Annotated in this window: 23 protein-coding genes; 12 read left to right on the top strand and 11 right to left on the bottom strand. The window is 71.0% G+C overall.

The window, feature by feature from the left end:
• Nucleotides 1–8 precede the first annotated feature (8 nt).
• Complete coding sequence (locus ACFHYO_RS03065) at nt 9–1,208, bottom strand: deoxyguanosinetriphosphate triphosphohydrolase (protein WP_394318311.1); 1,200 nt, start codon at nt 1,206–1,208, stop codon at nt 9–11.
• 146 nt (nt 1,209–1,354) lie between these two features.
• On the opposite strand from ACFHYO_RS03065, the gene ACFHYO_RS03060 reads away from it, so the two are divergent.
• The 8 genes from ACFHYO_RS03060 (at nt 1,355) to glmM (ending at nt 10,505) form a co-directional block, all read left to right on the top strand.
• Nucleotides 1,355–1,690 carry a HesB/IscA family protein gene (locus ACFHYO_RS03060; RefSeq protein WP_036732100.1) on the top strand — a complete coding sequence of 112 codons (336 nt, stop codon included), beginning with the start codon at nt 1,355–1,357 and terminating at the stop codon, nt 1,688–1,690.
• A gap of 6 nt (nt 1,691–1,696) precedes the next feature.
• Nucleotides 1,697–2,968: a hemolysin family protein gene (locus tag ACFHYO_RS03055; RefSeq protein WP_394318289.1), complete on the top strand. Its 1,272-nt coding sequence runs from the start codon at nt 1,697–1,699 to the stop codon at nt 2,966–2,968.
• A gap of 65 nt (nt 2,969–3,033) precedes the next feature.
• The gene (gene xth, locus ACFHYO_RS03050) at nt 3,034–3,822 is read left to right on the top strand and encodes an exodeoxyribonuclease III (protein ID WP_394318287.1); all 789 of its coding nucleotides are present in this window, start codon (nt 3,034–3,036) and stop codon (nt 3,820–3,822) included.
• Between the two features lie 70 nt (nt 3,823–3,892).
• A complete protein-coding gene (locus tag ACFHYO_RS03045) occupies nt 3,893–6,475 on the top strand; it encodes a putative PEP-binding protein (protein WP_052176273.1) in 2,583 nt (860 codons plus the stop codon).
• Between the two features lie 208 nt (nt 6,476–6,683).
• Entirely contained in the window at nt 6,684–7,247 is a 564-nt protein-coding gene (locus ACFHYO_RS03040) for a cell wall hydrolase (RefSeq protein WP_036701792.1), read from the top strand.
• A 69-nt stretch (nt 7,248–7,316) separates the two neighbouring features.
• On the top strand, nt 7,317–8,105 hold the full coding sequence (locus tag ACFHYO_RS03035) for a dihydroneopterin aldolase (protein WP_394318285.1): 789 nt from the start codon (nt 7,317–7,319) through the stop codon (nt 8,103–8,105).
• Nucleotides 8,106–8,163: 58 nt separating this feature from the next.
• Nucleotides 8,164–9,162 (top strand): dihydropteroate synthase, encoded by a 999-nt coding sequence (gene folP / locus ACFHYO_RS03030; RefSeq protein WP_394318283.1) that lies wholly within the window; start codon nt 8,164–8,166, stop codon nt 9,160–9,162.
• Nucleotides 9,159–10,505, top strand: a complete 1,347-nt coding sequence (gene glmM / locus ACFHYO_RS03025; RefSeq protein WP_394318281.1) for a phosphoglucosamine mutase — start codon at nt 9,159–9,161, stop codon at nt 10,503–10,505. Before folP ends, glmM begins: the two co-directional genes overlap by 4 nt.
• Nucleotides 10,506–10,587: 82 nt before the next feature.
• Here the strand turns inward: glmM and ACFHYO_RS03020 are convergent, their stop codons facing one another.
• A complete protein-coding gene (locus ACFHYO_RS03020; RefSeq protein WP_394318279.1) occupies nt 10,588–11,727 on the bottom strand; it encodes an FAD-dependent oxidoreductase in 1,140 nt (379 codons plus the stop codon).
• Between the two features lie 65 nt (nt 11,728–11,792).
• The gene (gene dksA / locus ACFHYO_RS03015) at nt 11,793–12,215 is read right to left on the bottom strand and encodes an RNA polymerase-binding protein DksA (RefSeq protein ID WP_394318277.1); all 423 of its coding nucleotides are present in this window, start codon (nt 12,213–12,215) and stop codon (nt 11,793–11,795) included.
• A 203-nt stretch (nt 12,216–12,418) separates the two neighbouring features.
• Between dksA and ACFHYO_RS03010 the strand changes: the two genes are divergently transcribed.
• The 4 genes from ACFHYO_RS03010 to ACFHYO_RS02995 all read left to right on the top strand — a co-directional run bounded on the left by ACFHYO_RS03010 (nt 12,419) and on the right by ACFHYO_RS02995 (nt 15,963).
• The gene (locus tag ACFHYO_RS03010; protein WP_394318275.1) at nt 12,419–13,261 is read left to right on the top strand and encodes an AAA family ATPase; all 843 of its coding nucleotides are present in this window, start codon (nt 12,419–12,421) and stop codon (nt 13,259–13,261) included.
• A gap of 1 nt (nt 13,262) precedes the next feature.
• Nucleotides 13,263–14,243 (top strand): quinone oxidoreductase family protein, encoded by a 981-nt coding sequence (locus tag ACFHYO_RS03005; protein WP_394318273.1) that lies wholly within the window; start codon nt 13,263–13,265, stop codon nt 14,241–14,243.
• Nucleotides 14,240–14,689, top strand: a complete 450-nt coding sequence (locus ACFHYO_RS03000) for a GNAT family N-acetyltransferase (RefSeq protein WP_036709937.1) — start codon at nt 14,240–14,242, stop codon at nt 14,687–14,689. The genes ACFHYO_RS03005 and ACFHYO_RS03000 overlap by 4 nt, the downstream gene beginning before the upstream one ends.
• An 80-nt stretch (nt 14,690–14,769) precedes the next feature.
• Nucleotides 14,770–15,963 carry a CaiB/BaiF CoA transferase family protein gene (locus ACFHYO_RS02995; RefSeq protein ID WP_394318271.1) on the top strand — a complete coding sequence of 398 codons (1,194 nt, stop codon included), beginning with the start codon at nt 14,770–14,772 and terminating at the stop codon, nt 15,961–15,963.
• A 196-nt stretch (nt 15,964–16,159) separates the two neighbouring features.
• On the opposite strand, the gene ACFHYO_RS02990 is transcribed toward ACFHYO_RS02995, so the two are convergent.
• The 8 genes from ACFHYO_RS02990 to ACFHYO_RS02955 form a co-directional block, all read right to left on the bottom strand.
• Nucleotides 16,160–16,645, bottom strand: coding sequence for a lytic transglycosylase domain-containing protein (locus ACFHYO_RS02990; protein ID WP_036709952.1), 486 nt, complete (start codon nt 16,643–16,645; stop codon nt 16,160–16,162).
• 165 nt (nt 16,646–16,810) lie between these two features.
• Nucleotides 16,811–18,205, bottom strand: coding sequence for a dihydrolipoyl dehydrogenase (gene lpdA / locus ACFHYO_RS02985; protein ID WP_394318309.1), 1,395 nt, complete (start codon nt 18,203–18,205; stop codon nt 16,811–16,813).
• A 75-nt stretch (nt 18,206–18,280) separates the two neighbouring features.
• On the bottom strand, nt 18,281–18,682 hold the full coding sequence (locus ACFHYO_RS02980) for an MAPEG family protein (protein ID WP_394318269.1): 402 nt from the start codon (nt 18,680–18,682) through the stop codon (nt 18,281–18,283).
• Nucleotides 18,679–18,939, bottom strand: a complete 261-nt coding sequence (locus ACFHYO_RS02975) for a hypothetical protein (RefSeq protein ID WP_394318267.1) — start codon at nt 18,937–18,939, stop codon at nt 18,679–18,681. Before ACFHYO_RS02975 ends, ACFHYO_RS02980 begins: the two co-directional genes overlap by 4 nt.
• 13 nt (nt 18,940–18,952) lie before the next feature.
• Entirely contained in the window at nt 18,953–19,645 is a 693-nt protein-coding gene (locus tag ACFHYO_RS02970) for a hypothetical protein (RefSeq protein ID WP_394318265.1), read from the bottom strand.
• Nucleotide 19,646: 1 nt separating this feature from the next.
• Nucleotides 19,647–21,281: a 2-oxoglutarate dehydrogenase complex dihydrolipoyllysine-residue succinyltransferase gene (gene odhB / locus ACFHYO_RS02965; protein WP_394318263.1), complete on the bottom strand. Its 1,635-nt coding sequence runs from the start codon at nt 21,279–21,281 to the stop codon at nt 19,647–19,649.
• 1 nt (nt 21,282) lies between these two features.
• Nucleotides 21,283–24,249: a 2-oxoglutarate dehydrogenase E1 component gene (locus ACFHYO_RS02960; RefSeq protein WP_394318261.1), complete on the bottom strand. Its 2,967-nt coding sequence runs from the start codon at nt 24,247–24,249 to the stop codon at nt 21,283–21,285.
• A gap of 96 nt (nt 24,250–24,345) precedes the next feature.
• Complete coding sequence (locus tag ACFHYO_RS02955) at nt 24,346–24,888, bottom strand: DUF805 domain-containing protein (RefSeq protein ID WP_394318259.1); 543 nt, start codon at nt 24,886–24,888, stop codon at nt 24,346–24,348.
• Nucleotides 24,889–24,936 lie beyond the last annotated feature (48 nt).

Here is a 24,936-nt window from a genome sequence, read left to right as displayed (position 1 = left end):
CGCAGCCCTCAGTCGGCGCCCCCGAAGCCCCCGCGCCCGCCGGTCAGGCGCTGGTATTCCGAGACCGCATAGCGGTCCGTCATGCCCGCCACGTAGTCGAGCACGACGCGCGCCCGCCCGGTCCGGTCGGGCGCCTCGAGCGCCCAGTCCTGCCACTCGGCCGGCATCAGCCGGGGATCGTCCAGCAGCATCGGGAAGAGCGCGTTCAGCATCTCGGTGGCGCGCTGGCGTTCGCGCACGACCGAGTCGGCGCGGTACATCCGGGTGAAGAGGAAGCCCTTGATCGCCTTGAGGTTCTGGTAGAGCGGCTTGGAGAAGCGGATCACCGGGCCGTCCATCGCCCGGATCGCCTCGACATCCCCCGGGGCGGCGGCGGACAGCCGGCCGCGGGCGACGGCGATCACGTCCTCGACCATCACCCCGAACACCCGGCGCAGCGCCTCGTGCCGGCGCCGCATCGGGTCGAGGCCCGGGTGCAGCCGGTCCACCTCGGCCAGCGCCGGGCCGACCAGCGGCAGCTCGGACAGGTCGGCCTCGGTGAAGAGCCCGGCGCGCAGGCCGTCGTGCAGGTCGTGGTGGTTATAGGCGATGTCGTCGGCCACCGCCGCCACCTGCGCCTCGGCGCTGGCATGGGTGTCGAGCCGCAGGTTCCAGTCGGCGTTGACCTCGGCCAGCGCCCAGGGCCAGGGGGCGGGCACCGGGCCGTTGTGCTTGGCGATGCCTTCGAGCGTTTCCCACGTCAGGTTGAGGCCGTCGAAGCCGGCGTAGTGGCGTTCCAGCCGGGTCACGATCCTCAGCGCCTGGGCGTTGTGGTCGAAGCCGCCGTAGGGCGCCATCAGCGCGGCGAGCGCATCCTCGCCGGTATGGCCGAAGGGCGGGTGGCCGAGGTCGTGGGCCAGCGCCACCGCCTCGGCCAGATCGGTGTCGAGCCCGAGCGCCGCGGCGATGGTGCGGGCGACCTGCGCCACCTCGATCGTGTGGGTCAGGCGGGTGCGGTAATAGTCGCCGCGATACCCGTCGCCGTCCTGTTCGACGAACACCTGGGTCTTGTGCTTGAGCCGGCGGAAGGCCGACGAGTGGATGATCCGGTCGCGGTCGCGCTGCCAGGGCGAGCGGAAGGTGGACAGCTCCTCCGGGTGGCGGCGGCCGCGGCTGGCCTGCGGGCGGCAGGCGAAGGGGGCGAGGCCGCCGGGACGGGTCGTGGCCATCTCGGCCGCGGGGTCGGGGGCAGTCGGGTGCCGGCGGGGCGGCGAAGCGGGGACCATGCGGCGGCGGGCCTTTCGGGGCGGGTTCCTTGCGGGACGTGCCTTGCGAACCTATAGTTCGTGATCAGGACACGAAACGGGAACGCCCCATGAACCTGCCCCCCAAGGTCACGCCCCGCGCCTTTGCGCGGCTGGCCGAGATCAACGCCGGCAGTTCGGGTGACGGTGCGGTGCCCGCCCTGCGGGTGGCGGTGGCCGGTGGCGGCTGCTCGGGCTTTCAGTACGACATCCGCATGGACGCGCCGGCCCCGGACGATCTGGTGCTGGAAGAGGCGGGGCAGCGCGTGGTCGTGGACCCGGTGTCGCTGCCGTTCCTCGCCGGGGCCACGATCGACTGGTCGGACGAGCTGATCGGGGCGCGCTTCACCATCGACAACCCCAACGCCAGCGCCTCGTGCGGCTGCGGCACGTCCTTCTCGATCTGACACGCCATGATCTTCGAGATCCTGCTGATCGTCCTCTTGACCGTGGCCAACGGCGTGCTGTCGATGTCCGAGCTGGCGGTGGTCAGCTCGCGTCCCGCGCGGCTGGCGAGCATGGCCGAAAAGGGCGACAGCGGCGCGCAGGTGGCGCTGGGCCTGCTGGAACAGCCGGGCAAGTTCCTGTCCTCGGTGCAGATCGGCATCACCCTCGTGGGCGTGCTGACCGGCGCGGTCTCGGGCGCGACGCTGGGCGCGCGGGCGGCAGGCGCGCTGGTGCGGGCCGGGATGCCCTTCGGCGTGGCCCAGACGCTCGGGGTGTTCCTCGTCGTCACCGCCATCACGGCGCTTTCGGTGATCGTGGGCGAACTGGTCCCCAAGCAGATCGCCATGTCCAACCCCGAGCGGATCGCCGCCCGCGTCGCGCCCTCGATGCGGATGCTGGCGCGGATCGGCACGCCGCTGGTGTGGTTTCTCGACACCACCGCGCGGCTGGTGCTGCACCTGATCGGGGTGCGCGACCAGTCCGACCGCGCCATCACCGACGAAGAGGTCCGCATGACGTTGACCGAGGCCACCCAGGCGGGCGTGCTGCTCGAGGGTGAGCGGGGGATGATCGCGGGCGTCATGCGGGTCGCCGACCGCACCGCGGCGGCGATGATGACACCGCGCCGCGATGTCGAGACGGTCGACGTCACCGACCCGCCCGAGGTGGTGATCGAGAAGGCCCGCGCCGCCCGGTTCTCGCGCCTGCCGGTCACCGAAGGCTCGGCCGACGAGATCCTGGGCGTGGTCGCGCTTCGCGACCTGATCGGGGTCGAGGCGCCCGACCTGCGGGCGCTGATGCGCGAGGCGCCCACCGTGCTCGACGCCGCCGACGCGCTGTCGGTGATCGAGGTGATGCGCGTGACGCCCTCGCGCATGGTCCTCGTCTACGATGAATACGGGCATTTCCAGGGCATCATCACCGCGATGGACCTGCTTGAGGCGATCACCGGCGATTTCGTCGACGCCGAGGGCGAAGAGCCGGACGTGGTTCGCCGCGCCGACGGCTCGTGGCTGGTCGCCGGCAGCGAAAGCGCCGACGAGTTCGCCGGCGAGACGGGGTTCCCGGTGCCGGACGGGGATTTCCACACCGTCGCCGGGATGGTGCTGTCGATCATCAACCGCATCCCGCGCACCGGCGACGTGTTCACCCATGAAGGCTGGACGGTCGAGGTCGCGGACATGGACGCGATGCGGATCGACCGGCTGATCGTCACGGCGCCTGCCGCCGAAAATTGAGCCGCCGGACCGGGGCGCTGCCCCGGACCCCGGGATATATGGGTCCAGCCCGAGGGATCAGAGCCGTGAAGATCGCCAGCTTCAACATCAACGGTGTCAAGGCGCGGATCGCCCAGCTGACCGCCTGGCTGCCCGAGGCGCAGCCCGACGTGGTGGTGCTGCAAGAGATCAAGACCGTGGACGAGGGCTTCCCCGCCGAGCTGATCGAGGATCTCGGCTGGCAGGTCTGGACCCACGGGCAGAAAAGCTGGAACGGCGTCGCGCTGCTCTCGCGCCTGCCGGTCGAGGCGGTGCGGCGCGGCCTGCCCGGCGACGACGGCGACGAGCAGGCGCGCTGGATCGAGGCCGAGGTGATGGGCGCGCGCCACGCGGTGACCGTGGCCGGGCTTTACCTGCCGAACGGCAACCCGGCGCCGGGGCCGAAATACGACTACAAGCTCGCCTGGATGGAGCGGCTGCGCGCCCGCGCCGCCGCGCTGCTCGACACCGAGGCGCCGGTGGTGATGCTGGGCGACTACAACGTCATTCCCGAGCCGCGCGACGCCGCCCACCCCGAGCGCTGGGTCGAGGACGCGCTGTTCCTGCCCGAGACGCGCGCGGCCTTTCGCCGCATCGTCAACCAGGGCTGGACCGACGCGCTGCGCATCCGCGATCCGCACGGGACGCGCGGGCCCTTCACCTTCTGGGACTATCAGCGCCAGGCGTGGGAGCGTGACAACGGCATCCGCATCGACCATCTGCTGCTGAGCCCGCAGGCCGCCGACCTGATGCGGGATGCGGGCGTGGACCGCGACCAGCGCGCGACCGAGAAGCCGTCCGACCACGTGCCGGTCTGGGTCGAGATCGACGCCTGACCCGACGCGCGGGGCCGGGGCGGCCTTCGCTCTTGCAGCATCCGCGAAACCGGGCTTAGGGTCGCGGGCCATGAACCCCGCCGATTTCAGCCAGTTCGTCGAGATCACCCCCTCTGCGCCGGTGTCGGCGACGGTGCACGGCTGGCGCGCCAAGTGCCTGCAGCGGCTGATCCGCATGGACCTGCCGGTGCCGCGCAGCCGGGCCATCCCGGCCAGCGTCGTGCGCGCCATCGCCGCGGGCCGCTCGCTCCCCGAGGCCGAGCTGGGGCGGCTGATCGCCGAGGGCGGCGGGCTGATGGGGGTGCGTCCCTCGGCGATGGACCCCGAGTGGGGCGGGCCGAGCACCATCCTCAACATCGGGCTGAACGACGCCTGCCATCGCCAGCTCACCGAGCGGCTGGGGGCCGAGGCGGCGGACGCGCTCTACCGCGGGTTCGTGCAGTCCTATGCGATCCACGTCGCGCGGCTGGACCCGGACATGTTTTCGGACCCGGCGGCGTCGCTGGCCGAGGTGCTCGACGCCTATCAGGACGAGACCGACGAGCCCTTCCCGCAGGACCCCGCCCGGCAGCTGGGCGAGGTGCTGCGCTCGATGGCGCGGGCCTGGGACGGGCCGACCGCGCGGCTCTTGCGGCAGGCCAAGGGCGCGCCCGCCGATGCGCCGCTGGGCCTCGTGGTGCAGGACATGGCGCTGGCGCTGGGGCCGGGGGTCACCGGCTCGGGCTCGATCCAGTTCATCGACAGCGTGACCGGCACGCCCCGCATCACCGGCCGCTTCCGCGGCCAGACCCAGGGCCGCGCGGTCGGCCGCGACGCGGGGTCTATCTATCTCACCCGCGACGCCCGCGGCCCCTCGCTCGAGGAGGCCGCGCCCGAGGTCTTTGCCGATCTGGTCCGCTTCGGCGTCGCCGCCCGCGAGCGGCTGCGCGAAGAGATGCAGATCGAGTTCGTCGTCGCCGACGGGGTGCTGTCGATCATCGACGCGATCCGCGTCCAGCGCTCGTCGCGCGCCGCGGTCCGCATCGCGGTGGCGCTGGCCCGTGACGGGATCATCCCGCCCGATCAGGCGCTGATGCGGGTCCAGCCGCGGGCGCTGGCCGAGCTGCTGCATCACCAGGTCGATCCGCGCGCGCCGCGCGACCTCATTACCCGTGGCATGGCGGCCAGCCCCGGCGCCGCCACCGGCCGCATCGTCTTTTCCGCCGCCGCCGCCCAGGCGGCCGCCGCCCGCGGCGAGGCCGCCGTGCTGGTCCGCCGCGAGACACTGCCCGAGGACATCCGCGGGATGCACGCCTCGGTCGCCGTCCTGACCGAGCGCGGGGGGATGTCGAGCCATGCCGCGGTGATCGCCCGCGGGCTCGGCCTCCCCTGCATCGTCAGCGCCGCGGGCATCCACATCGACGTGCGCGCCCGGGTCATGCGCGCGGGCACCCGCAGCTTCCGCGAGGGCGAAGAGATCACCATCGACGGCACCTCGGGCGAGGTGCTGGCCGGCGCCGCCGAGATGCTGGAACCGGCGCTCGACGACAGCTTCACCCAGCTTCTCGACTGGGCCGACGCCGCGCGCGAGATGGGGGTGCGCGCCAACGCCGACACGCCCGAGGACGCCCGCACCGCCCGGATGTTCGGGGCGCAGGGCATCGGCCTCTGCCGCACCGAGCACATGTTCTTCGAGGAGAACCGCCTGCCGGCGATGCGCGAGATGATCTTCGCCGACCGCCCCGAGGACCGGCGCGTGGCGCTGGACCGGCTGCTGCCGATGCAGCGGGCGGACTTCACCAACCTGTTCCGCATCATGGACGGCTATCCCGTCACCATCCGCCTGTTCGACCCGCCGCTGCACGAGTTCCTGCCCCACGACCGCGAGGGGATGCGCGAGCTGGCGGAATCGCTCGACCTGCCGCTGTCGGACGTGGTGCGCCGGGTCGAGGCGCTGAGCGAGTACAACCCCATGCTGGGGATGCGCGGGGTGCGGCTCGGGATCACCGTGCCCGAGATCTACGAGATGCAGGCCCGCGCCATCTTCGAGGCCGCGATCGAGGCCGGGCGGCAGGGCGAGGGCGTGGTCCCCGAGATCATGATCCCGCTGGTCAGCGCCATGCGCGAGGTCGAGCTGATCCGCCACCGCATCGAAAGCGTCGCCGCCGCCGTCCGAGCCGAGAAGCGCGCCGAGTTCGCCTATCGCCTGGGGGTGATGGTCGAGACGCCGCGCGCCGCCCTGCGGGCGGGCGAGATCGCCGCCCATTGCAGCTTCCTGTCCTTCGGGACCAACGACCTCACGCAGATGACCTATGGCCTGTCGCGCGACGACGCGGCGCGGTTCATGAACTCGTATGTCGGGCAGGGGGTGTTCAGCGAGGACCCCTTCCACATCCTCGACCAGGACGGAGTGGGCGAGCTGGTGATGATCGGCGCCGCGCGGGCACGGGCGCAGAAGCCGGGCATCACCGTCTCGATGTGCGGCGAGCATGGCGGCAACGCCGATTCCATCGCGTTCTGCCTGCGCGCCGGGCTCGACTATGTGAGCTGTTCGCCCTTCCGCGTGCCGGTCGCGCGGCTCGCTGCGGCGCAAGAGACGATCCTGCGCCGGCTGGCCGATTCGGGCCGCGCCGAGGCGGGATTGGACTCTGCCGCGCCGCCCGCGGGGGTATGATCCCCGGCGAAAAATCGCAAAACCCCGCCGAAGCCACCGACTCCGGTCGGCGAGTTCCCGCCTGAATCGGTCGATTCCGGACCCGTTCTGCCTGAGGTTGTGGGGTCCGCTGGTAAAGCCCCGGCCGCTGGTCGCATCACCGCTGCCAGAGAGGGTGTGTCGCTGCTGCCACAGCGCCCCCGCCAACGGAACCAGGACTCTGACCTATATGACCAAGCTGCTCAAAAGGCTGGCGCACGTGGGTGTGTGTGTCGCGCTGGCCCTGCCGATCGTGCCGTCTGCCGTCAACGCCGAAACTCACCGCGGGGTGTCCCAGCAGGGCACCGTCGCCGGTGGCCCCGAACGCCTCATCCAGGCCCGCACCGGCGGCGCCTCGGCCAGCGGCGCCTCGCTTAAGTGCCTGACCGAGGCGCTGTATTTCGAAGCCCGGGGCGAATCGCTAAATGGCCAGCGCGCGGTGGCCGAGGTGATCCTCAACCGCGTCGATCACCCCGCGTTCCCCAAGTCGGTCTGCGGCGTGGTGAACCAGTCGGGCCAGTTCAGCTACAAGGGCCGCAGCCTGCGGATGCGCGACGGCGCCGCGGCGAGCCGCGCCCTCCGGGTCGCGCAGGAAGCGCTGAGCGGCAAGCCGCGCAGCCTGACCGGCGGGGCGACCTATTTCCACACGACCTATGTGCGCCCGTCGTGGTCGAAGCGCTTCACCCGCACGACCCGGATCGGCAGCCACATCTTCTACCGCCGCGGCGGCGGGGCGCGCATCGCCTCGAACTGACCGCGGTCGACCGACCATCCCTGACGGCCCTGCCTTGCGGCGGGGCCGCGTTCGTTCCAGATGGGCGCCATGGACCAACCCGACCGCATCCACCTGCGCGATTTCGTCGTCTCGGCCGAGATCGGCGCCTTCCAGTCCGAGCGTGGCCGGTCCCAGCGGCTGCGCTTTGCCATCGAGGCCGAGCTGGCCGAGCCGGTGATCGGCGCCGACGATCAGGTGGACCGCATCCTCAGCTATGACGTGCTAACCGACGCGATCCGCGACGGGCTGGCGGATCGCCGCTACGAACTGCTCGAGACGCTGGGTGAGCGGATCGCGGCGCAGATCCTGACCCATCCGCGGGCGGCGTCGGTGGCGGTGACCATCGAAAAGCTCGACCGCGGACCCGGCGCGCTGGGGGTGACGCTGGTGCGCCGGCAGGGGCGGGTCGCCGCGGCGGCCGAGGTGGCGCGGCCCGTGGTGCTGTTCGCCGGCGCCGCCCCGACCCTGCCCGAGGGGCCGGTGGTACTGGTCCCCGACGCGCCCGGTCTGCCGGTGCCCGAGGGCGGCGACGCGCGGCGGATCGCGCTTCTGGCGCTCGACCAGGCGGCGTGGGCGCTGGCCGGGCGGCTGGGGCTCGGGGTCGCGGACAGCCGGACCGAGATCGACTGGGCGGCGGCCAACGGCCTCGCCGTGGTCTGGGCGCCGGCGCGGATGATCGCCGACGTGCCGAACGTGCCGGCCGCGCCGGACGAACTGGCCTGGTGGCTGGCCGACCGGCTGGACGCGCGGGGGCTGCTCTGGGCCTTGCCCGAGGGCACCGCGCTGCCCGCCGCACCGGCGGGTTTCCGCGTCCCCTCGACCCGCGCCCCGGCCTGATCCTTGCCGCCCGCCGGGAACGCGGGCATCCTGCCTCACCACAAGATGTTGTCGCCCCATGCCTGAGCGCGTCTATTTCCGCCCCCTTCCCGAGCCGGTCCCCATCGCGGGGCGCTGGCGGCTGGCGGGGGGCTGGGTGCGGTTCTCGCGTCTCGAGCGGCTGGCCCGCGGGGCTGCGCCCGAGATCGTGGACGACGCCCCACCCGAGGTCATCGCCGCGCTGACCCGGCCGCGCCCGCCGGTGCTCGGCCTCTCGATGGACCGCCCGCGGCTGATGGGGATCGTCAACGTGACCCCCGACAGCTTCTCGGACGGCGGGCGCTGGACCGAGGACGGCGGCGTGGGCCGCGCCCGGGCGCTCGCGGCGGCGGGGGCCGAGATCCTCGACATCGGCGGCGAGTCGACCCGCCCCGGCGCCGCCGAGGTGCCCGTGGCCGAGGAAACCGCCCGCGTGCTGCCGGCGATTTCGGCGCTGACGGGCGTCGCGGCGCTGTCCGTCGACACACGCAAGGCGACCGTGGCCCGCGCCGCCGTTGCGGCGGGGGCGGGGATGGTCAACGACGTCTCGGGCCTCGACTTCGACCCCGAGATGGCCGCGGCGGTGGCCGAGAGCGGCGCGGCGCTGTGCCTGATGCACGCGCAGGGCCTGCCCGAGACGATGCAGGACGACCCGCGCTATGGCGACGTGCTGCTGGACGTCTATGACGCGCTCGCCGCGCGCATCGCCCGGGCCGAGGCGGCCGGCGTGCCCCGGGCGCGGATCGTGGTCGATCCGGGCATCGGCTTCGGCAAGACCACCGCCCACAACCTTGCTCTCTTGCGCCGCATCGGGCTGTTTCACGGCCTCGGCGTGCCGGTGCTGCTCGGCGTGTCGCGCAAGCGCTTCATCGGCCAGATCGGCGGCGGGGCCGAGGCATCCGCCCGTGACCCGGGCACGCTGGCGCTGACGCTGGCCGCCGTCGCGCAGGGCATCCAGATCCACCGCATTCACGATGTCGCCCCGGTGCGGCAGGGCCTGTCGCTCTGGCAGGCGCTCGAAGAAGGACCCGAGACATGAGCAGATCGCTGTTTGGCACCGACGGGGTGCGCGGCCGCGCCAACACCCACCCGATGACCGCCGAGATGGCGCTGCGCCTTGGTGCCGCCGCGGGGCGGTATTTCCGCCGCGACGGCAAGAACGGCCACCGGGTGGTGATCGGCAAGGACACGCGGCTGTCTGGCTATATGCTCGAGAATGCGCTGACCGCGGGGCTGACCTCGACGGGGATGAACGTGCTGCTGCTCGGGCCGGTGCCGACCCCGGCGGTCGGGTTCCTGACCCGCTCGATGCGGGCCGACCTCGGGATCATGATCTCGGCCAGCCACAACCCCGCCGCCGACAACGGCATCAAGTTCTTCGGCCCCGACGGCTTCAAGCTCTCGGACGACGCCGAGGCCGAGATCGAGGCGATCATCGCGGGCGAGATCACGCTCGCCCAGCCGCAGAACATCGGCCGGGCGCGGCGGATCGAGGACGGGCGCGGGCGCTACGTCGAATACGCCAAGACCACCTTTCCCGCCGGGCAGCGGCTCGACGGGCTCAAGGTGGTGATCGACTGCGCCAACGGCGCCGCCTATCGCGCGGCCCCGGACGTGCTGTGGGAGCTGGGGGCCGAAGTGATCCCGCTCGGGGTCGATCCGAACGGGCTGAACATCAACGAGGGCGTGGGCTCGACCCACCCCGAGGCCTGTGCGGCCGCGGTCCGCTCGCATGGCGCGCATCTGGGCATCAGCCTCGACGGGGATGCGGACCGGGTGATGATCGTCGACGAGACCGGCGCGGTGGCGGACGGCGATCAGGTGATGGCGCTGCTCGCCGGCCGCTGGGCCGACGCGGGCCGGCTGCGCGGCGGGGCGCTGGTCGCCACGGTGATGTCGAACCTCGGGCTCGAGCGGTATCTGACCGGGCGCGGACTGCGGCTCGAGCGGACGGCGGTCGGCGACCGTTACGTGGTCGAGCGGATGCGCGGCGCGGGCTTCAACCTCGGCGGCGAGCAGTCGGGGCATATCGTGATGACCGATTACGCGACGACCGGCGACGGGCTGATTGCGGGCCTGCAGTTCCTCGCCGCGCTGGCCGACAGCGGCGCGCCGGCCAGCGCGCTGGTCCGCCAGTTCGAGCCGGTGCCGCAGATGCTGAAGAACGTCCGCTATCGGGCCGGCGCCGACCCGCTCGGCGCCGAGGCGGTCAAGGCCGAGATCGCCGCGGCCGAGGCGCGGCTGGCCTCGTCGGGGCGGGTGCTGATCCGCAAGTCGGGGACCGAGCCGCTGATCCGGGTGATGGCCGAGGCCGAGGACGAGGCGATGCTGCGCGAGGTCGTGGACGGCATCGTCGCCGCGGTGGAACGCGCCGCGGCATAGGGCGCCCGCCGCCGGACCGGGGGCTGTCTGCCCCCGGACCCCCGAGGATATTTGCGCAAGGAAGATGCGGCGCGCGGCGCCCTCAGGGCACGGCTGTGACGGGGTCGTGGTCGTAGACCCAGGCGAAGCGTTCGAACACCTGCCGCGGGGCGAGGCGGTTCGCGGCGCGCAGCGCGGCGTGGCCGATCAGGCGGCGCGGTCCGGCGAGGTGATAGTTGCGCGCGTTGGCCGTCGCCGCATCGACGATGCGGGTGCAGCGCGGGCGGCGCAGCGCCTGATAGCGGGCAAGCGCGCGGGGCTGGTCGGCGTCGGCCGCCAGGCAGGCGGCGAGCGTCAACGCATCCTCTATCGCCATGCAGGCCCCCTGCGCGAGGAACGGGAGGGTGGGGTGCGCCGCATCGCCCAGGATCGCGCGGCGCTCGTCGTGCCAGCGCGCGGCGACCTGATGGCGGTGCAGCCCCCAGACGCTGCACGCCGTCACCTGCCCGAGCCAGCCCGGCACCGGCCCCCCGAACCCCGCAAAGGCGCGGTGGAGGTTTGCGGGATCATCCGCCTGCGCCCAGCCCTCGGCGGTCCACGCCTGCCGCTCTTCGACCGCGACGATGTTCCGAAGCCCGTGGGCGAGCGGGTACGAGACGAGGTGCCGTCCGGGGCCCATGAAGACCTGCGCCCCCGGCGCGGGGTCGGGCTCGAGCGGGATCAGCGCCCGCCATGCCGCCTGGCCGGTGAAGAACGGCGTCTCGGGGCCGTTCAGCGCCGTGCGCACCCGGCTGTGCAGCCCGTCGGCGCCGATCAGCAGCGGCACCTCGGGCAGCGTCTCGACGGGTTCGCCCAGCCGGATGGTCACGCCCGCGGCGTGGGCCGCGGCGGCGAGCAGCTCGATCGCCCGGGCGCGGTGGATGGTGCGGAACGCAGCCCCGGGGCGCAGGCGCGCCATGTCCATCCGCAGCACCTCGCCGCCGCGCGCGTCGCGCAGGGTCACCGTCGGGTTGGGGGCAGAGACGTCGCGCAAGACTTCGCCGAGGCCGAGCGCGTCAAGCACCCGGACCGCGTTGGGGCTGAGCTGGATGCCGGCGCCGACCTCGGTCAGGGCCGGGGCACGCTCGATCACGGTGACCTCGGCCCCGCGTTGGGCGAGCGCGAGGGCGGCGGTGAGCCCGCCGAGGCCGGCGCCGATCACGGTGACGGGGCGCTGGGAGAGGGCAGAGGCGGACTGGGTCATGGCGCAGCCTTAAGCCGGGGGCCGGGCCGGGGACAGGCGCGCGATTGCCGCAGGCACCGCGGGCCTCAGTCCTCGCGGTGGACCCGCTCTTTCCGCTCGTGGCGTTCCTGCGCCTCGAGCGTCATGGTGGCGATGGGACGCGCATCCAGCCGCTTGAGGCTGATCGGCTCGCCCGTCATCTCGCAATAGCCGTAGTCGCCGGTCTCGATCCGGCGCAGCGCGGCGTCGATCTTGCTCACCAGCTTGCGCTGCCGGTCGCGGGTCCGCAGCTCGATGGCGCGGTCGGTTTCCTCGGACGCGCGGTCGGCGATGTCGGCGACGTTGCGGCCGCTGTCCTGCAGTACCTCGAGCGTCTCGGCCGACTGGTCCAGCAATTCCTGTTTCCAGGCGAGCAGCTTGCGGCGGAAATACTCGAGCTGCCGGTCGTTCATGAAGGGCTCGTCCTCGGCGGGACGGTATTCATCGGGCAGGAACGTCTGGCGCTTCATGCTTCCTCCGGCAAGGCCGGGGCAGGACGATCCCGGACCTCTCGGCGCCCCCATAAGGTATGAGGGGCAGGAAGGGAAGTGGCGCTGCCCGACCGGGCCGCACAAATGGGCGAGCGGCGCGCGGCGCGTGATGGGGCGCTCGGCTTGTCCGTTCCCGGCCGCGGGGCTAGGGTGCGGGCCGATCCCGCGCGAGAGGCCAGCCCATGCAGTTCCGTTCCACCGACCGCTACATCGCGCCCGCCGACCTTGCGCTGGCGGTCAACGCCGCGGTGACGCTGGAACGCCCGCTGCTGGTCAAGGGCGAGCCGGGGACCGGCAAGACCGAGCTGGCGCGGCAGGTGGCCGAAAGCCTCGGGCTGCCGATCATCGAGTGGAACGTGAAATCCACCACCAAGGCCCAGCAGGGGCTTTACGAATACGACGCCGTGAGCCGGCTGCGCGACAGCCAGCTGGGCGATGCGCGCGTACACGACGTTGGCAACTACATCCGCCGCGGCAAGCTGTGGCAGGCGTTCGCGGCCGACGCCAAGGTGGTGCTGCTGATCGACGAGATCGACAAGGCCGACATCGAGTTTCCGAACGACCTGCTGCAGGAACTCGACCGGATGGAGTTCCATGTCTACGAGACCGGCGAGACCATCACCGCGCGCCATCGCCCGGTCGTCATCATCACCTCGAACAACGAGAAGGAGCTGCCGGACGCCTTCCTGCGCCGCTGCTTCTTCCACTACATCCGCTTCCCCGACGCCGAGACGCTGAAGGCCATCGTCGGCGTCCATTACCCGGGCCTCAAGCCGCGGCTGCTGGACGAGGCGCTGACCCAGTTCCTCGAGCTGCGCGAGGTGCCGGGGCTGAAGAAGAAGCCCTCGACCAGCGAACTGCTGGACTGGCTCAAGCTGATCCTCGCCGAGGATCTGGCGCCCGAGGATCTCAAGCGCGACCCGGCGACGATGCTGCCCAAGCTGCACGGGGCGCTGCTGAAGAACGAGCAGGACGTGGCGCTGTTCGAGCGGCTGGCCTTCATGGCCCGGCGGCAGGCGCGCTGAGATGGGCGCGCGCGCCGTCGTGGTCGAGGCCGCGGGCCCGCCCGAGGCGATGGCGTGGCGCGACGTGGACCTGCCGGCGCCGGGGCCGGGTGAGCTGGTCGTCCGGCACGAGGCGGTGGGGGTCAATTTCCTCGACGTGCTGATGCGGGCGGGACGCGGCGGCGCTTCCTATCCCGCGCGGCTGGGGGTCGAGGGTGCGGGCGTGGTCGAGGCCGCGGGCGCGGGGGCGGGCTTCGCCCCCGGCGACCGGGTGGTCTATGCCGGCGGCCCGCCCGGCGCCTATGCCGACCGGCGCGTCCTGCCCGCCGCGCGGGCGGTGGCGCTGCCCCCCGACATCGCGGCGACCGATGCGGCGGCGCTGTTCTTCAAGGGCCTGACCGCGTGGTACCTCGCCACGCGCACCGCGCCGCTTGGCCCCGGGGATGTCGCGCTGGTGCACGCGGCGGCGGGCGGCGTCGGCTCGTTGCTGGCCCGCTGGCTGGTCCATCGCGGCGTGCGCGTCGTGGCCACGGTGGGGTCAGAGGGCAAGCGCGCCGCGGCCCTGGCGACCGGGGCCGAGGCGGTGCTGGTCCTCGGCCGCGACGATGTCCCCGCTGCGGTGAAGGCCGCGAGCGACGGGGCGGGCGCCCGCGCGGCGTTCGATTCGGTCGGCCGGGATAGCTGGGAGGCGTCGATCGACAGCCTCGGGCCGATGGGCTGGCTGGTCAGCTACGGCTGGACCTCGGGCGAGCCGCAGGTGGACCTGACCCGGCTGCGGAACGCGGGCTCGCTGATCGTCACCCGGCCCACCATCGCCCATTACACCGCCGCCCGCGCGGACCTCGAGGCCGGTGCGACCGAAGTGTTCGCCCTCATCCGCGCCGGCGTCCTGCGCTTCGAGCAGGTCGAGACGCTGCCGCTGAGCGAGGTCGCGGCCGCCCACCGGCGGATCGAATCGCGCAGCGTGGCCGGGCCGGTGGTGCTGGTGGCGGACGCGCCGTGAGCGTGACGGTCCGCCCCCTCGGCCCCGCCGACCGTGACGGCTGGCAGGCGCTCTATGCCGGCTATCAGGCCTTCTACGGCTTCCACGACCGGCCGCAGGGATTCTACGATTCGGCCTTTGCCCGGCTGATGGCGGGCGACCCCCGCGACTTCCACGGGCTGGTGGCCGAGGCCGACGGCGCGCTGGTCGGGCTGACCCATTTCGTCTTTCACCCGAACCTGTGGCGCCCCGAGGGGGTGTGCTACCTGCAGGACCTGTTCACCGCCGAGGGTGCGCGTGGCCGCGGCGTCGCGCGGGCGCTGATCGAGGCGGTCTATGCGCGCGCCGACGCGGCCGGGGTGCCGGCCGTCTACTGGCTCACCGCCGAGGACAATTACCCCGGCCGGATGCTCTATGACCGGGTGGCGGTCCGGTCGCCCTTCATCCGCTACAACCGCCCGACCTGACCTGACGCGCGGGGCGTTGTCACCCGGCCGTCACACGGCCGTGGCATGGCGCGCGTCCAGCCTGAGAAAGACCTGAACCGATGACCTATCCGCTCGACGGCATCACCGTCCTCGACCTGACCCATGTGCTCGCCGGGCCCTATTGCGCCAACCAGCTCGCCGATCTCGGCGCCCGGATCATCAAGGTCGAGCGGCCGGGTCTGGGCGACGACACCCGCCACTTTCCGCCCTTCGTCGACGGCGAGAGCGCCTATTTCGCCACCCTGAACCGCGGCAAGCAGTCCATCGCGCTGGACCTGCGGGCGGCGTCCGACCGGGCGATCTTCGACCGGCTGCTGGCCCACGCCGACGTGCTGATCGAGAACAACCGCCCCGGGGTGATGGAGCGTCTCGGCTATGGGTGGGAGGCGCTGCACGCCCGCCATCCGCGGCTGATCTATGGGGCGGTGTCGGGGTTCGGGCACAGTGGGCCGGACAGCCTCAAGCCCGCCTATGACATGGTGGTGCAGGCGCGCGGCGGGGTGATGTCGATCACCGGCGAACGCGACCGCGACCCGGTGCGCGTGGGCGCCTCGATCGGGGACATCGTGGCGGGGATGTTCCTGACCCAGGGGGTGCTCGCGGCGCTTCTGGCGCGGGCGCAGACGGGCGTAGGGCAGAAGGTGGACGTGGCGATGCTGGACAGCCAGCTCGCCATCCTCGAGCACGCGGTGGCGCTGACGGCGGTGACCGGCCGCGCGCCCGGGCCGAACGGGGCGCGGCACCCGACGATCACGCCCTTCGAGACCTACCGGGCCGAGGACGGGCTGTTCGTGCTGGCCGCCGGGAACGACGCGCTGTTCGCCCGCGCCTGCATGGCGCTGGGGCTGGGGCCGCTGGACCAGGACCCGCGCTTTGCCAGCAACGCCGCGCGCTGCGAGAACGTCAAAACGCTCAAGCGGCTGATCGAGGCGGTGACGCTGGAACGTCCGCGCGCGCACTGGATCGCGGCGCTCGAGGCGGCGGGGGTGCCGACCGGGGCGATCCAGAACGTGGCCGAGGTGATGGCCGACCCGCAGATCCGCGCCCGCAACATGGTGGTGACGATCGAGAAGGGCCCGGGCGGGCGGCCGCTGCCCTGCTCGGGCAACCCGATCAAGATGTCGGACCTGCCCGACCCGTCGGTGCTGCCCGCCGCGCCGAAGCTCGACGGCGACCGTGAGGCGGTGCTCGACTGGCTGGAGGAGGCGGAGGCCGCGGTCGCCGCGCCCGCGCCGCGGCGGAGCCGGGGGTAGGGCGCGCGTCGGGGCGCCGGTGCCGAGGAGAGGCTGGGGCGCTCGGCGCGGCGCCCGTGCAGCAGCAAGGCGGGGGGTAGGGCCCTCGTCGCGGCGCCCGTGCGCTGGCGGGACTGAGGCGCTCGTGGCCACGTCCGTGCCGCGCCGGTAACGGGAGGGAGGGCGCCCGTGCGCCCCGCCCCTGATCGTCAGGCGGTCAGCGCAGGCCGGTGGCGCCGAGCAGGCCCTTGCGCTTGGCCTCGTAGTAGTAGCCGCGCGAATACCACTTCACCGCCGCGTCGGGGTTGCCGTCCGCGACCATGTAGGCGCCGCGCAGGTACTTGACGCCGTACTTGAGGTTCGTCTCGGCATCCAGAAGCCCGCTGGGCGAGCCCTTGTAGCCCATCCCCCGCGCCGTGGCCGGCAGGATCTGCATCAGCCCGTAATAGGGGCCGTTGCGGGCGCCGGGACGGTGGCGGCTTTCGCGGATCACCACCCGGTGGACGAGCGATTCCGGCACGTCGTACATGGCGGAATATTTCTGGATCAGCCGCCGCAGCTCGGGCGTCTCGTTGGGGTGCAGCGCGGCCTGCGACACGCGCGGCTCGACCAGGTAGCGGCGGTCGTGGTCCATCTGGCGGTCGGTCATGCCGCAGGCGGCGAGCGACGCGACCAGCGCCAGCGCGCCCGCGGAACGGATCATGCGGATCATCCTGCCCTCGAAACTTGTTGTCGTTTCCTGGGGGCAGGCTTAGCGCGGCGCGCGCCGCACCGCGCGCAAAAAGAAAGACCGCGCCGCAGCGCGGCGCGGTTTCGGCAAGAACCCGCCGAAACGGCCGGGTGCGGGGCACCCGGCCCGCCCCGGTCGTCAGACGTGGATCGCGCCGTCGCCGCAGGCCAGCGCGGCCTCACGCACCGCTTCCGAGACGGTGGGGTGGGCGTGGCAGGTCAGCGCCACGTCCTCGGCCGAGGCCCCGAACTCCATCGCCACGCAGATCTCGTGGATCATCTCGCCCGCGCCGGGGCCGATGATGTGGCAGCCGAGGACGCGGTCGGTCTCGGCGTCGGCGATGAGCTTCACGAACCCGTCGGGCTGCAGCATCGCCTTGGCCCGCGCGTTGCCCATCAGGGGGAACTTGCCGACCTTGACCTTGCGCCCGCTTTCCTTCGCGGCGGCTTCGGTCAGGCCGACGGTGGCGACCTCGGGGGTGGTGTAGATGACGCCGGGGATGACGCTGTAGTTGACGTGCCCGTGCTTGCCCGCGATGACCTCGGCCACCGCCATCCCCTCGTCCTCGGCCTTGTGGGCGAGCATCGGGCCGGGGACCGAGTCGCCGATGGCGTAGATGCCGGGCGCGCTGGTCTGCCAGTGGTCGTCGACCGCGATCTGGCCGCGCTCGGTCAGGGTGACGCCCACAGCCTCGAGCCCCAGCCCGTCGTGGTAGGGGCGCCGGCCGGTGGCGACGAGCACCACCTCGGCCTCGAGCGTCTGAGCCTCGCCGCCCTTCTTGGCGGCGTAGGTGACGACCGCGCCGCCCTCGCGCGGCTCGACGCCCGAGACGGCGGCCCCGAGGATGAAGGTGAAGCCCTGCTTGGTCAGGATCTTCTGGAACTGCTTCTGCACCTCGGCGTCCATGCCGGGGGTGATGGCGTCGAGATATTCGACGACCGTCACCTCGGTCCCGAGCCGGCGATAGACCGAGCCGAGCTCGAGCCCGATCACGCCGGCGCCGATCACCACCATCGACTTCGGGATGCGCTTGAGCGCCAGCGCGCCGGTCGAATCGACCACCACGCCCGCGTCGTTGTCGACCTCGACCCCCTTCAGCGCGGTCGGGACCGAGCCCGAGGCGACCACGATGGCCTTGGTCTCGTGCACGGTTTCGCCGACCTTGACCCGGCCCGCGCCCTCGATCGAGGCCCAGCCCTTGAGCCAGTCGATCTTGTTCTTCTTGAACAGGAACTCGATGCCCTTGGTGTTGGTCGCCACCGTCTCGGCCTTGTAGGCCTGCATCCGCTCCCAGTCGATGTCGGCGTGGGCGTTCATCAGCCCCAGCGTGGCGAAGTTCTCGTGCATCTCGTGGGCCATGTGGCTCGCGTGCAGCAGTGCCTTCGACGGGATGCAGCCCACGTTGAGGCAGGTGCCGCCGAGCGTTTCGCGCCCCTCGACGCAGGCCACCTTGAGGCCGAGCTGGGCGGCGCGGATGGCGCAGACATAGCCGCCGGGGCCGGCGCCGATGACGATCAGGTCATACATGGTCAGGTTGGTCCTTGTCTGGATCGCCGGACCGGGGGCTGCGCGCCCCCGGACCCCGCGGGATATTTGAACAGGAAAGAACTAGAACAGCGCGGCGAGGATCATGGTGAAGGTGGCAGCGAACCCGACCGCGAAGATGAGCGACCGGCCGGGCGACCAGCCGTAGGCGTAGGCGGGGACGTAGAGCACGCGGGCGGCGAGGTAGACCCAGGCGCAGATCGCCGTGAGGGTCGAGTTCGACTGCGTGAACTGCACCAGCACCACGGCGATGGTGAAGAATACCAGCCCCTCGAAATGGTTGTCCACCGCGCGCCTGAGGCGCCCGGTGAGGGCCGAGAACGTCGGCTCGCTATCGCGCGGGCCGGCGTTCCACTTCGACAGCCCGTCGCGCCCCATCGACCAGGCCGCAAGGGCGATCTGCCCTGCCTGCAGGATCGCGGCGAGGCCGAGGGCGGTCAGCTCGGGCGAGGGGGCGAGGCTCATGCCGTCTGGACGACGTGGAATTCGGCGTTGGTCACGCCGGCGCGGCTGTTGAAGACCTGCGCCGCGCCGTTGAGATAGGCGAGCGCGCGCTTGCCGTCGGCGATCTGGTAGAGCACCCAGGCGCGGTTCTCGCCCTCGCGCCAGATCTGCAGCACCGAGAGCGAGGCGTTGCCGCGATCCTCGGCGTCGCGGTCGAACTCGGCCCGGAACTGGGCGTAGTCGGCGATGTCGTAGCGGGCGATGAGCTGGTTGGTCATGGCGGTGGTTCCTTCAGAAAGGGATGTCATCTTCATCAGTCACACGACGACGCTGATCTTCTATCTTCAACGGCTCTCGTGGTGGGGCAATCGCCTTCTGCGAAGCCTCCTCCTCGATTTTGTCTTGGCCAATTAATGCGATGATAGTTTCTACAGCGTTCGGAGCATCTGACAAAAAGGAGGTCGTAGCAAAGAGCCCCGCCGCAATCCAGCCAAGCACTTTCATAACCTTTCCGAAGTCGGTCCGATTGGATCTGACCAGCGCCTCTAATTCTTCGAGCTTTTCTCCGAACGTCGCCTTATCGCTCTCGCTTATGTTCGAGCCCGAAATGAAGTCACGCAGTTTCAAAATTTGCGAGAGGATACCTTCCCTCGTTCTGCTCCGCAGCTGAACTGAAAATGCTTGGCTTGCCCCCCGTGCACGTAACCTTAGCTTCGTTGAGACACGTGTGACGTCCATTAGGAAGGCGTCAAAGCTTTCAGCTGTGACAGGAACGCTAAGGCCCGCTATCTGAAGTTCCTCAGCAGCCGCCGAAACAGTACTCATATACTGCAGCCGTAAAAGCTGGTCTGCAGCAAGATCGCGCGACTCAATAATAAGCTCGTTGAGGCTCCGCCGACACGTTGCCTCCAAAGCCAGCCACTTCTCAGCAGGATCGGCTGGAAACAGGTCGTAATCGGCATCCCCAACGAGCTCGTAATTCATCTTACAGGTCCATCAGCAGCCGGCGCGGGTCCTCCAGCGCCTCCTTTACGCGGACGAGGAACGTCACCGCCCCCTTGCCGTCCACGATCCGGTGGTCGTAGCTCAGCGCCAGGTACATCATCGGGCGAATGACGATTTCGCCCCCGACCACGACCGGGCGGTCCTGGATCTTGTGCATCCCGAGGATGCCCGACTGCGGCGGGTTCAGGATCGGCGAGGACATCAGCGAGCCGTAGACGCCGCCGTTCGAGATGGTGAACGTGCCGCCCTGCATGTCGGCCATGGTCAGCTTGCCGTCGCGGGCGCGGGCGCCAAGCTCGCCGATTTCCTTCTCGATCTGGGCGAAGGACTTCTGGTCGGCGTCGCGGACGACCGGCACCACGAGGCCCGAGGGCGTGCCCACGGCCACGCCCATGTGGACGAAGTTCTTGTAGACCACGTCGCCGCCGTCGATCTCGGCGTTGACCTCGGGCACTTCCTTCAGCGCGTGCGAGCAGGCCTTCACGAAGAACGACATGAAGCCGAGCTTCACCTTGTGCTTCTTCTCGAACGCGTCCTTGTACTCGTTCCTGAGCGACATGATGCCGCTCATGTCCACCTCGTTGTAGGTGGTCAGCATGGCCGCGGTGTTCTGCGCGTCCTTGAGGCGGCGGGCGATGGTGGCGCGCAGGCGGGTCATCTTGACCCGCTCTTCGCGCCGCGCATCCTCGGCCGAGGACGGCGCGCGCGGGGCCTGGGCCGGGGCGGGGGCGGACGAGGCCGGGCGCGGCGCGGCCCCCTGACCCGAGGCCGCCTTGGCGACGTCGTCCTTCATCGCGCGGCCGTCACGGCCCGAGCCCTGCACCTGGTCGCGGCTGACACCCTGTTCGGCCATGGCCTTCTTGGCCGACGGCGCGTCCTCGACGTCGGTGCGGCCCGCGCCCTCGCGCGGCTGCAACTGCTCGGGGCCGGCGCCGGGCGAGCCGACCTCGCCCGCGGTGGTCCCGTCCTCGCCGCCCGAGGCCGAGCCGACCGGGGCCTTGGTGGCCGCCGGCGGAGCGCCGGCACCCGACGCGGCGCCGGCGCCGGCCGCACCCTCGGTGATGATGGCCAACTTCGCCTTGGCGTCGACGGTCGCGCCTTCCTCGGCCAGGATCTCGGCCAGCACGCCCGAGGCGAGGGCGGGCACCTCGACCGACACCTTGTCGGTCTCGAGCTCGCACAGCATCTCGTCCTGCTGGACCTGGTCGCCCACCTTCTTGAACCAGGTGGCGACGGTCGCCTCGGTCACGCTCTCGCCCAGGGTGGGCACCATCACGTCCACGTTCTTTCCGGCCATCTGCGGCTTGTCCTCGTTCTGGGCCGGCTGACCGGCGGCATCATTCGTGTCGCGGGCGGCGTCATCGGCAGCGCCCGCCCCCGCCTCGTCGATCTGCGCCAGCAGCGCGTTCGGCCCGACCGTCTCGCCCTCGGCGGCGACGATCTCGGCCAGCACGCCGGCGGCGGGGGCCGGCACCTCGACCGTCACCTTGTCGGTTTCCAGCTCGCACAGCATCTCGTCGGCGGCGACCCGGTCGCCCGGCTTCTTGAACCAGGTGGCGACGGTCGCCTCGCTGACGCTTTCCCCCAGAGCGGGGACGCGGACCTCGGTGGTCATCTCAACCCTCCAACGTGACGGCTTCGGCCACGAGCGATTCCTGCTCGGCCTTGTGGCGGCTGGCAAGCCCGGTGGCGACCGAGGCCTGGGCGGCGCGCCCGACATAGCGCGGGCGCGGGTGCGTGGCGCCAAGGCGGTTCAGCACCCATTCGAGGTTCGGCTCGACGAAACTCCACCCGCCCTGGTTCTTCGGCTCTTCCTGGCACCAGACGAACTCGGCCTCGGGGAAGCGCCCCAGCTCCTTCATCAGCGACTGCTGCGGGAAGGGATAGAACTGCTCGAGGCGCAGCAGATAGACGTCGGCCGCCCCGGCGGCGTTCCGCGCCGCGAGCAGGTCGTAGTAGACCTTGCCCGAGCAGATCACCACGCGGCGGATCTGGCTGTCCTCAGCCAGCTTGAAGTCCGAGCGGCCGCGCTGCGCGTCGTCGCAGAGCACCCGGTGGAAGGTCGAGCCGGTCTGGAACTCGTCCGCGGTCGAGACCGCCTGCGGGTGGCGCAGCAGCGATTTCGGCGTCATCAGCATCAGCGGCTTGCGGAACGGCCGGTGGATCTGGCGGCGCAGGATGTGGAAATAGTTGGCCGGCGTGGTCAGGTTGGCCACGATCCAGTTGTCCTCGGCGCACATCTGCAGCCAGCGCTCGAGCCGCGCGGACGAGTGTTCCGGCCCCTGGCCCTCAAACCCGTGCGGCATCAGCACCGTCAGGCCCGACATCCGCAGCCACTTCTTCTCGCCCGACGAAATGAACTGGTCGAACATGATCTGCGCGCCGTTGGCGAAGTCGCCGAACTGCGCCTCCCACAGGGTCAGCGCATTCGGCTCGGCCATCGAATAGCCGTACTCGAAGCCGAGCACCGCGTATTCCGACAGCATCGAGTCAATCACCTCGTAGCGGGCCTGGCCGCCACGGATGTTGTTGAGCGGATAATAGCGTTCCTCGGTCGTCTGGTTGACGAAGGCCGAGTGCCGCTGGCTGAAGGTGCCGCGGGTCGAATCCTGCCCCGACAGACGCACCGGGTGCCCTTCGAGCACGAGGCTGCCGAAGGCCAGCGCCTCGCCGGTGGCCCAGTCGAAGCCCTCGCCGGTCTCGAACATGGCGCGCTTGGCCTCGAGCAGTCGGCCCACGGTCTTGTGCAGATCGAAGCCCTCGGGGGCGCGGGTCAGCGCGGCGCCGATCTCGGCCATCGTCTCGGCCGAGATGCCGGTCTTGCCGGGGGTGTATTCCTCACCCTCGGTCGAGAGGCCCGACCACTTGCCGTCCAGCCAGTCGGCCTTGTTCGGCTTGAAGTTCTTGCCGATCTCGAACTCTTCGTTGAGGTGCGCCTGGAAGGCGGCCTTCATGTCCTCGATCTCGCCCTCGGGGATCAGCCCGTCCTTGACCAGCCGCTCGGTGTAAAGCTGCAGGGTCGTCTTGTGACCCTTGATCTGCTTGTACATCGCCGGGTTGGTGAACATGGGCTCGTCGCCCTCGTTGTGACCGAAGCGGCGGTAGCAGAAGATGTCGATGACCACGTCCTTGTGGAACTTCTGCCGGAACTCGGTCGCTACCTTGGCGGCGTGGACCACCGCCTCGGGGTCGTCGCCGTTCACATGGAAGATCGGCGCCTCGACCATCAGCGCGATGTCGGTGGGGTAGGGCGAGGTGCGGCTGAAATGCGGCGCCGTGGTGAAGCCGATCTGGTTGTTGACGATGATGTGGATCGTCCCGCCGGTGCGGTGGCCGCGGATGCCCGAGAGCTGCAGGCACTCGGCCACCACGCCCTGGCCGGCGAAGGCTGCGTCGCCGTGCAGCAGGATCGGGATCACCGAGGTCCGGTTGGCGGTGTCGTTCATCTGGTCCTGCTTGGCGCGGACCTTGCCCAGCACGACGGGGTTCACCGCCTCGAGGTGGCTGGGGTTGGCGGTCAGCGACAGGTGGACGCTGTTCTGGTCGAACTCGCGGTCGGACGAGGCGCCGAGGTGGTATTTCACGTCACCCGAGCCGTCCACGTCCTCGGGCTTGTAGCTGCCGCCCTGGAACTCGTGGAAGATCGCCCGGTAGGGCTTCGACATGACATTGGCCAGCACCGACAGGCGGCCGCGGTGCGGCATCCCGATGACGACCTCTTTCGCCCCCAGCGCGCCGCCGCGCTTGATGATCTGCTCCATCGCCGGGATCAGCGCCTCGCCCCCGTCGAGGCCGAAGCGCTTGGTGCCCATGTACTTGACGTGCAGGAACTTCTCGAAGCCTTCGGCCTCGACCAGCTTGTTCAGGATCGCGCGCCGCCCTTCGCGGGTGAAGGCGATTTCCTTGCCATAGCCCTCGATCCGCTCTTTCAGCCAGGCGGACTGCTCGGGGTCCGAGATGTGCATGAACTGCAGCGCGAAGGTGCCGCAGTAGGTGCGGGTCATCAGCTCGACGATCTGGCGCATCGACGCGACCTGCAGGCCGAGCACGTTGTCGATGAAGATCGGCCGGTCCATGTCGGAGGCGGTGAAGCCGTAGGTCGCGGGGTCGAGCTCGCCCAAGGGCGGCATCTCGCGCAGCCCCAGCGGGTCGAGGTCGGCGTGCAGGTGGCCGCGGATGCGGAAGGCGCGGATCAGCATGATCGCGCGCACGCTGTCGAGCACCGCGCGGCGCAGCTGGTCGTCCGACAGCGCCACGCCCTTGTCCTCGGCCTTGCCGGTGATCTTGGCGATGGCGGCCTTGGCCGTCGCCTCGGACGCCATCGGCCATTCGCCGGTGAGCGCCGCGGTGTTCTCGTCGGCGGGCATCGGCGGCCAGTCGGGGCGGCGCCAGCTCGCGCCCTTGGCCTCGCGGGTCACGGTCGCCTCGGCGTCGCCGAGGCCGCGGAAGAACTCGTCCCACGCCTGATCCACGGCCGCGGGATCGTTCGCCCACTGGCCGTAGAGCTGTTCCACATAGGTCGCGTTCGCGCCCTGCAGGAAGGACGAGTCGCGGAAGGCGGCGTTGGGGCTTTGGTCGTTCATCGGGATGACCTCACGAGAGGGGAAAGGGCCGGCTCAGGCCGCGCAACGGACAACGAGAATTGGACACCCGGCATGGCGTCACGGGCGACAGGCGATTCATGCGCGGACCTCGAGCGGATTGGGTCCGAAACGGTTGGGGCCGGGCTGCGTCGGCGCCGCCAGCAGTGCCATCACCACAAGGGCCGGCACCAAAGAGAGCAGAAGAAGCAGCGGGAGGGACGGCATCACCCCCATGCGGGCGCCGAGAACACCAGCGGCCAGCAGCAGGACGGGAGAGGCGAGCACCAGCGCCAGCCACAACCCGCGGCGATCGGTGTCATGCAGCCGCCGAACGGCAGCCGACAGCAACGGCAGCGCCGTAAGCAGAAGCGTTGCGGCGGACAGCGGCCCGCGGATCGAGGCGAAGAACGTCGTGCGCGGAAACTCGACCGAGATCACGGCAAGGCGGGGCAGCCCGAGGGCGAGCTCGATCATCCCGCAAACGGTCAACGCCGCCACGACGATCAGGGCAAACTTCCAGAACTCTGCACGGGGCGCGCGGCCGGAAAAGGTCAGGAATTTTTGCAGGCAGCGGCGCACCGCGTCGGCTACGCCGATCCGCGGGAGCACTCGATAGGGCTGTGGCCCTGTCTCGCTCATCTGCGCCCTCGTCCCTCTGCTGCGCTCCGCCCCTACGTAGGGAGGGGC

Origin of the sequence: Paracoccus panacisoli (assembly GCF_042435015.1) — a bacterium.
GTDB lineage: Bacteria > Pseudomonadota > Alphaproteobacteria > Rhodobacterales > Rhodobacteraceae > Paracoccus > Paracoccus panacisoli.
The sequence above is the reverse complement of the archived record's forward strand: the minus strand, read 5'-3'. Positions and strand labels throughout refer to the sequence as shown.

Excerpts from the sequence above, each read along its gene's own strand:
- ACFHYO_RS02990 (WP_036709952.1), bottom strand. The coding sequence starts at position 16,645 with ATGATCCGTTCCGCGGGCGCGCTGGCGCTGGTCGCGTCGCTCGCCGCC.
- ACFHYO_RS03010 (WP_394318275.1), top strand. The coding sequence starts at position 12,419 with ATGCAGTTCCGTTCCACCGACCGCTACATCGCGCCCGCCGACCTTGCG.
- glmM (WP_394318281.1), top strand. The coding sequence starts at position 9,159 with ATGAGCAGATCGCTGTTTGGCACCGACGGGGTGCGCGGCCGCGCCAAC.
- folP (WP_394318283.1), top strand. The coding sequence starts at position 8,164 with ATGCCTGAGCGCGTCTATTTCCGCCCCCTTCCCGAGCCGGTCCCCATC.
- ACFHYO_RS02970 (WP_394318265.1), bottom strand. The coding sequence starts at position 19,645 with ATGAATTACGAGCTCGTTGGGGATGCCGATTACGACCTGTTTCCAGCC.
- ACFHYO_RS03040 (WP_036701792.1), top strand. The coding sequence starts at position 6,684 with ATGACCAAGCTGCTCAAAAGGCTGGCGCACGTGGGTGTGTGTGTCGCG.
- ACFHYO_RS02975 (WP_394318267.1), bottom strand. The coding sequence starts at position 18,939 with ATGACCAACCAGCTCATCGCCCGCTACGACATCGCCGACTACGCCCAG.
- ACFHYO_RS03005 (WP_394318273.1), top strand. The coding sequence starts at position 13,263 with ATGGGCGCGCGCGCCGTCGTGGTCGAGGCCGCGGGCCCGCCCGAGGCG.
- ACFHYO_RS03020 (WP_394318279.1), bottom strand. The coding sequence starts at position 11,727 with ATGACCCAGTCCGCCTCTGCCCTCTCCCAGCGCCCCGTCACCGTGATC.
- ACFHYO_RS03055 (WP_394318289.1), top strand. The coding sequence starts at position 1,697 with ATGATCTTCGAGATCCTGCTGATCGTCCTCTTGACCGTGGCCAACGGC.
- ACFHYO_RS02955 (WP_394318259.1), bottom strand. The coding sequence starts at position 24,888 with ATGAGCGAGACAGGGCCACAGCCCTATCGAGTGCTCCCGCGGATCGGC.
- ACFHYO_RS03065 (WP_394318311.1), bottom strand. The coding sequence starts at position 1,208 with ATGGCCACGACCCGTCCCGGCGGCCTCGCCCCCTTCGCCTGCCGCCCG.
- ACFHYO_RS03035 (WP_394318285.1), top strand. The coding sequence starts at position 7,317 with ATGGACCAACCCGACCGCATCCACCTGCGCGATTTCGTCGTCTCGGCC.
- ACFHYO_RS02960 (WP_394318261.1), bottom strand. The coding sequence starts at position 24,249 with ATGAACGACCAAAGCCCCAACGCCGCCTTCCGCGACTCGTCCTTCCTG.
- ACFHYO_RS03060 (WP_036732100.1), top strand. The coding sequence starts at position 1,355 with ATGAACCTGCCCCCCAAGGTCACGCCCCGCGCCTTTGCGCGGCTGGCC.
- odhB (WP_394318263.1), bottom strand. The coding sequence starts at position 21,281 with ATGACCACCGAGGTCCGCGTCCCCGCTCTGGGGGAAAGCGTCAGCGAG.
- ACFHYO_RS03045 (WP_052176273.1), top strand. The coding sequence starts at position 3,893 with ATGAACCCCGCCGATTTCAGCCAGTTCGTCGAGATCACCCCCTCTGCG.
- dksA (WP_394318277.1), bottom strand. The coding sequence starts at position 12,215 with ATGAAGCGCCAGACGTTCCTGCCCGATGAATACCGTCCCGCCGAGGAC.
- ACFHYO_RS02980 (WP_394318269.1), bottom strand. The coding sequence starts at position 18,682 with ATGAGCCTCGCCCCCTCGCCCGAGCTGACCGCCCTCGGCCTCGCCGCG.
- ACFHYO_RS02995 (WP_394318271.1), top strand. The coding sequence starts at position 14,770 with ATGACCTATCCGCTCGACGGCATCACCGTCCTCGACCTGACCCATGTG.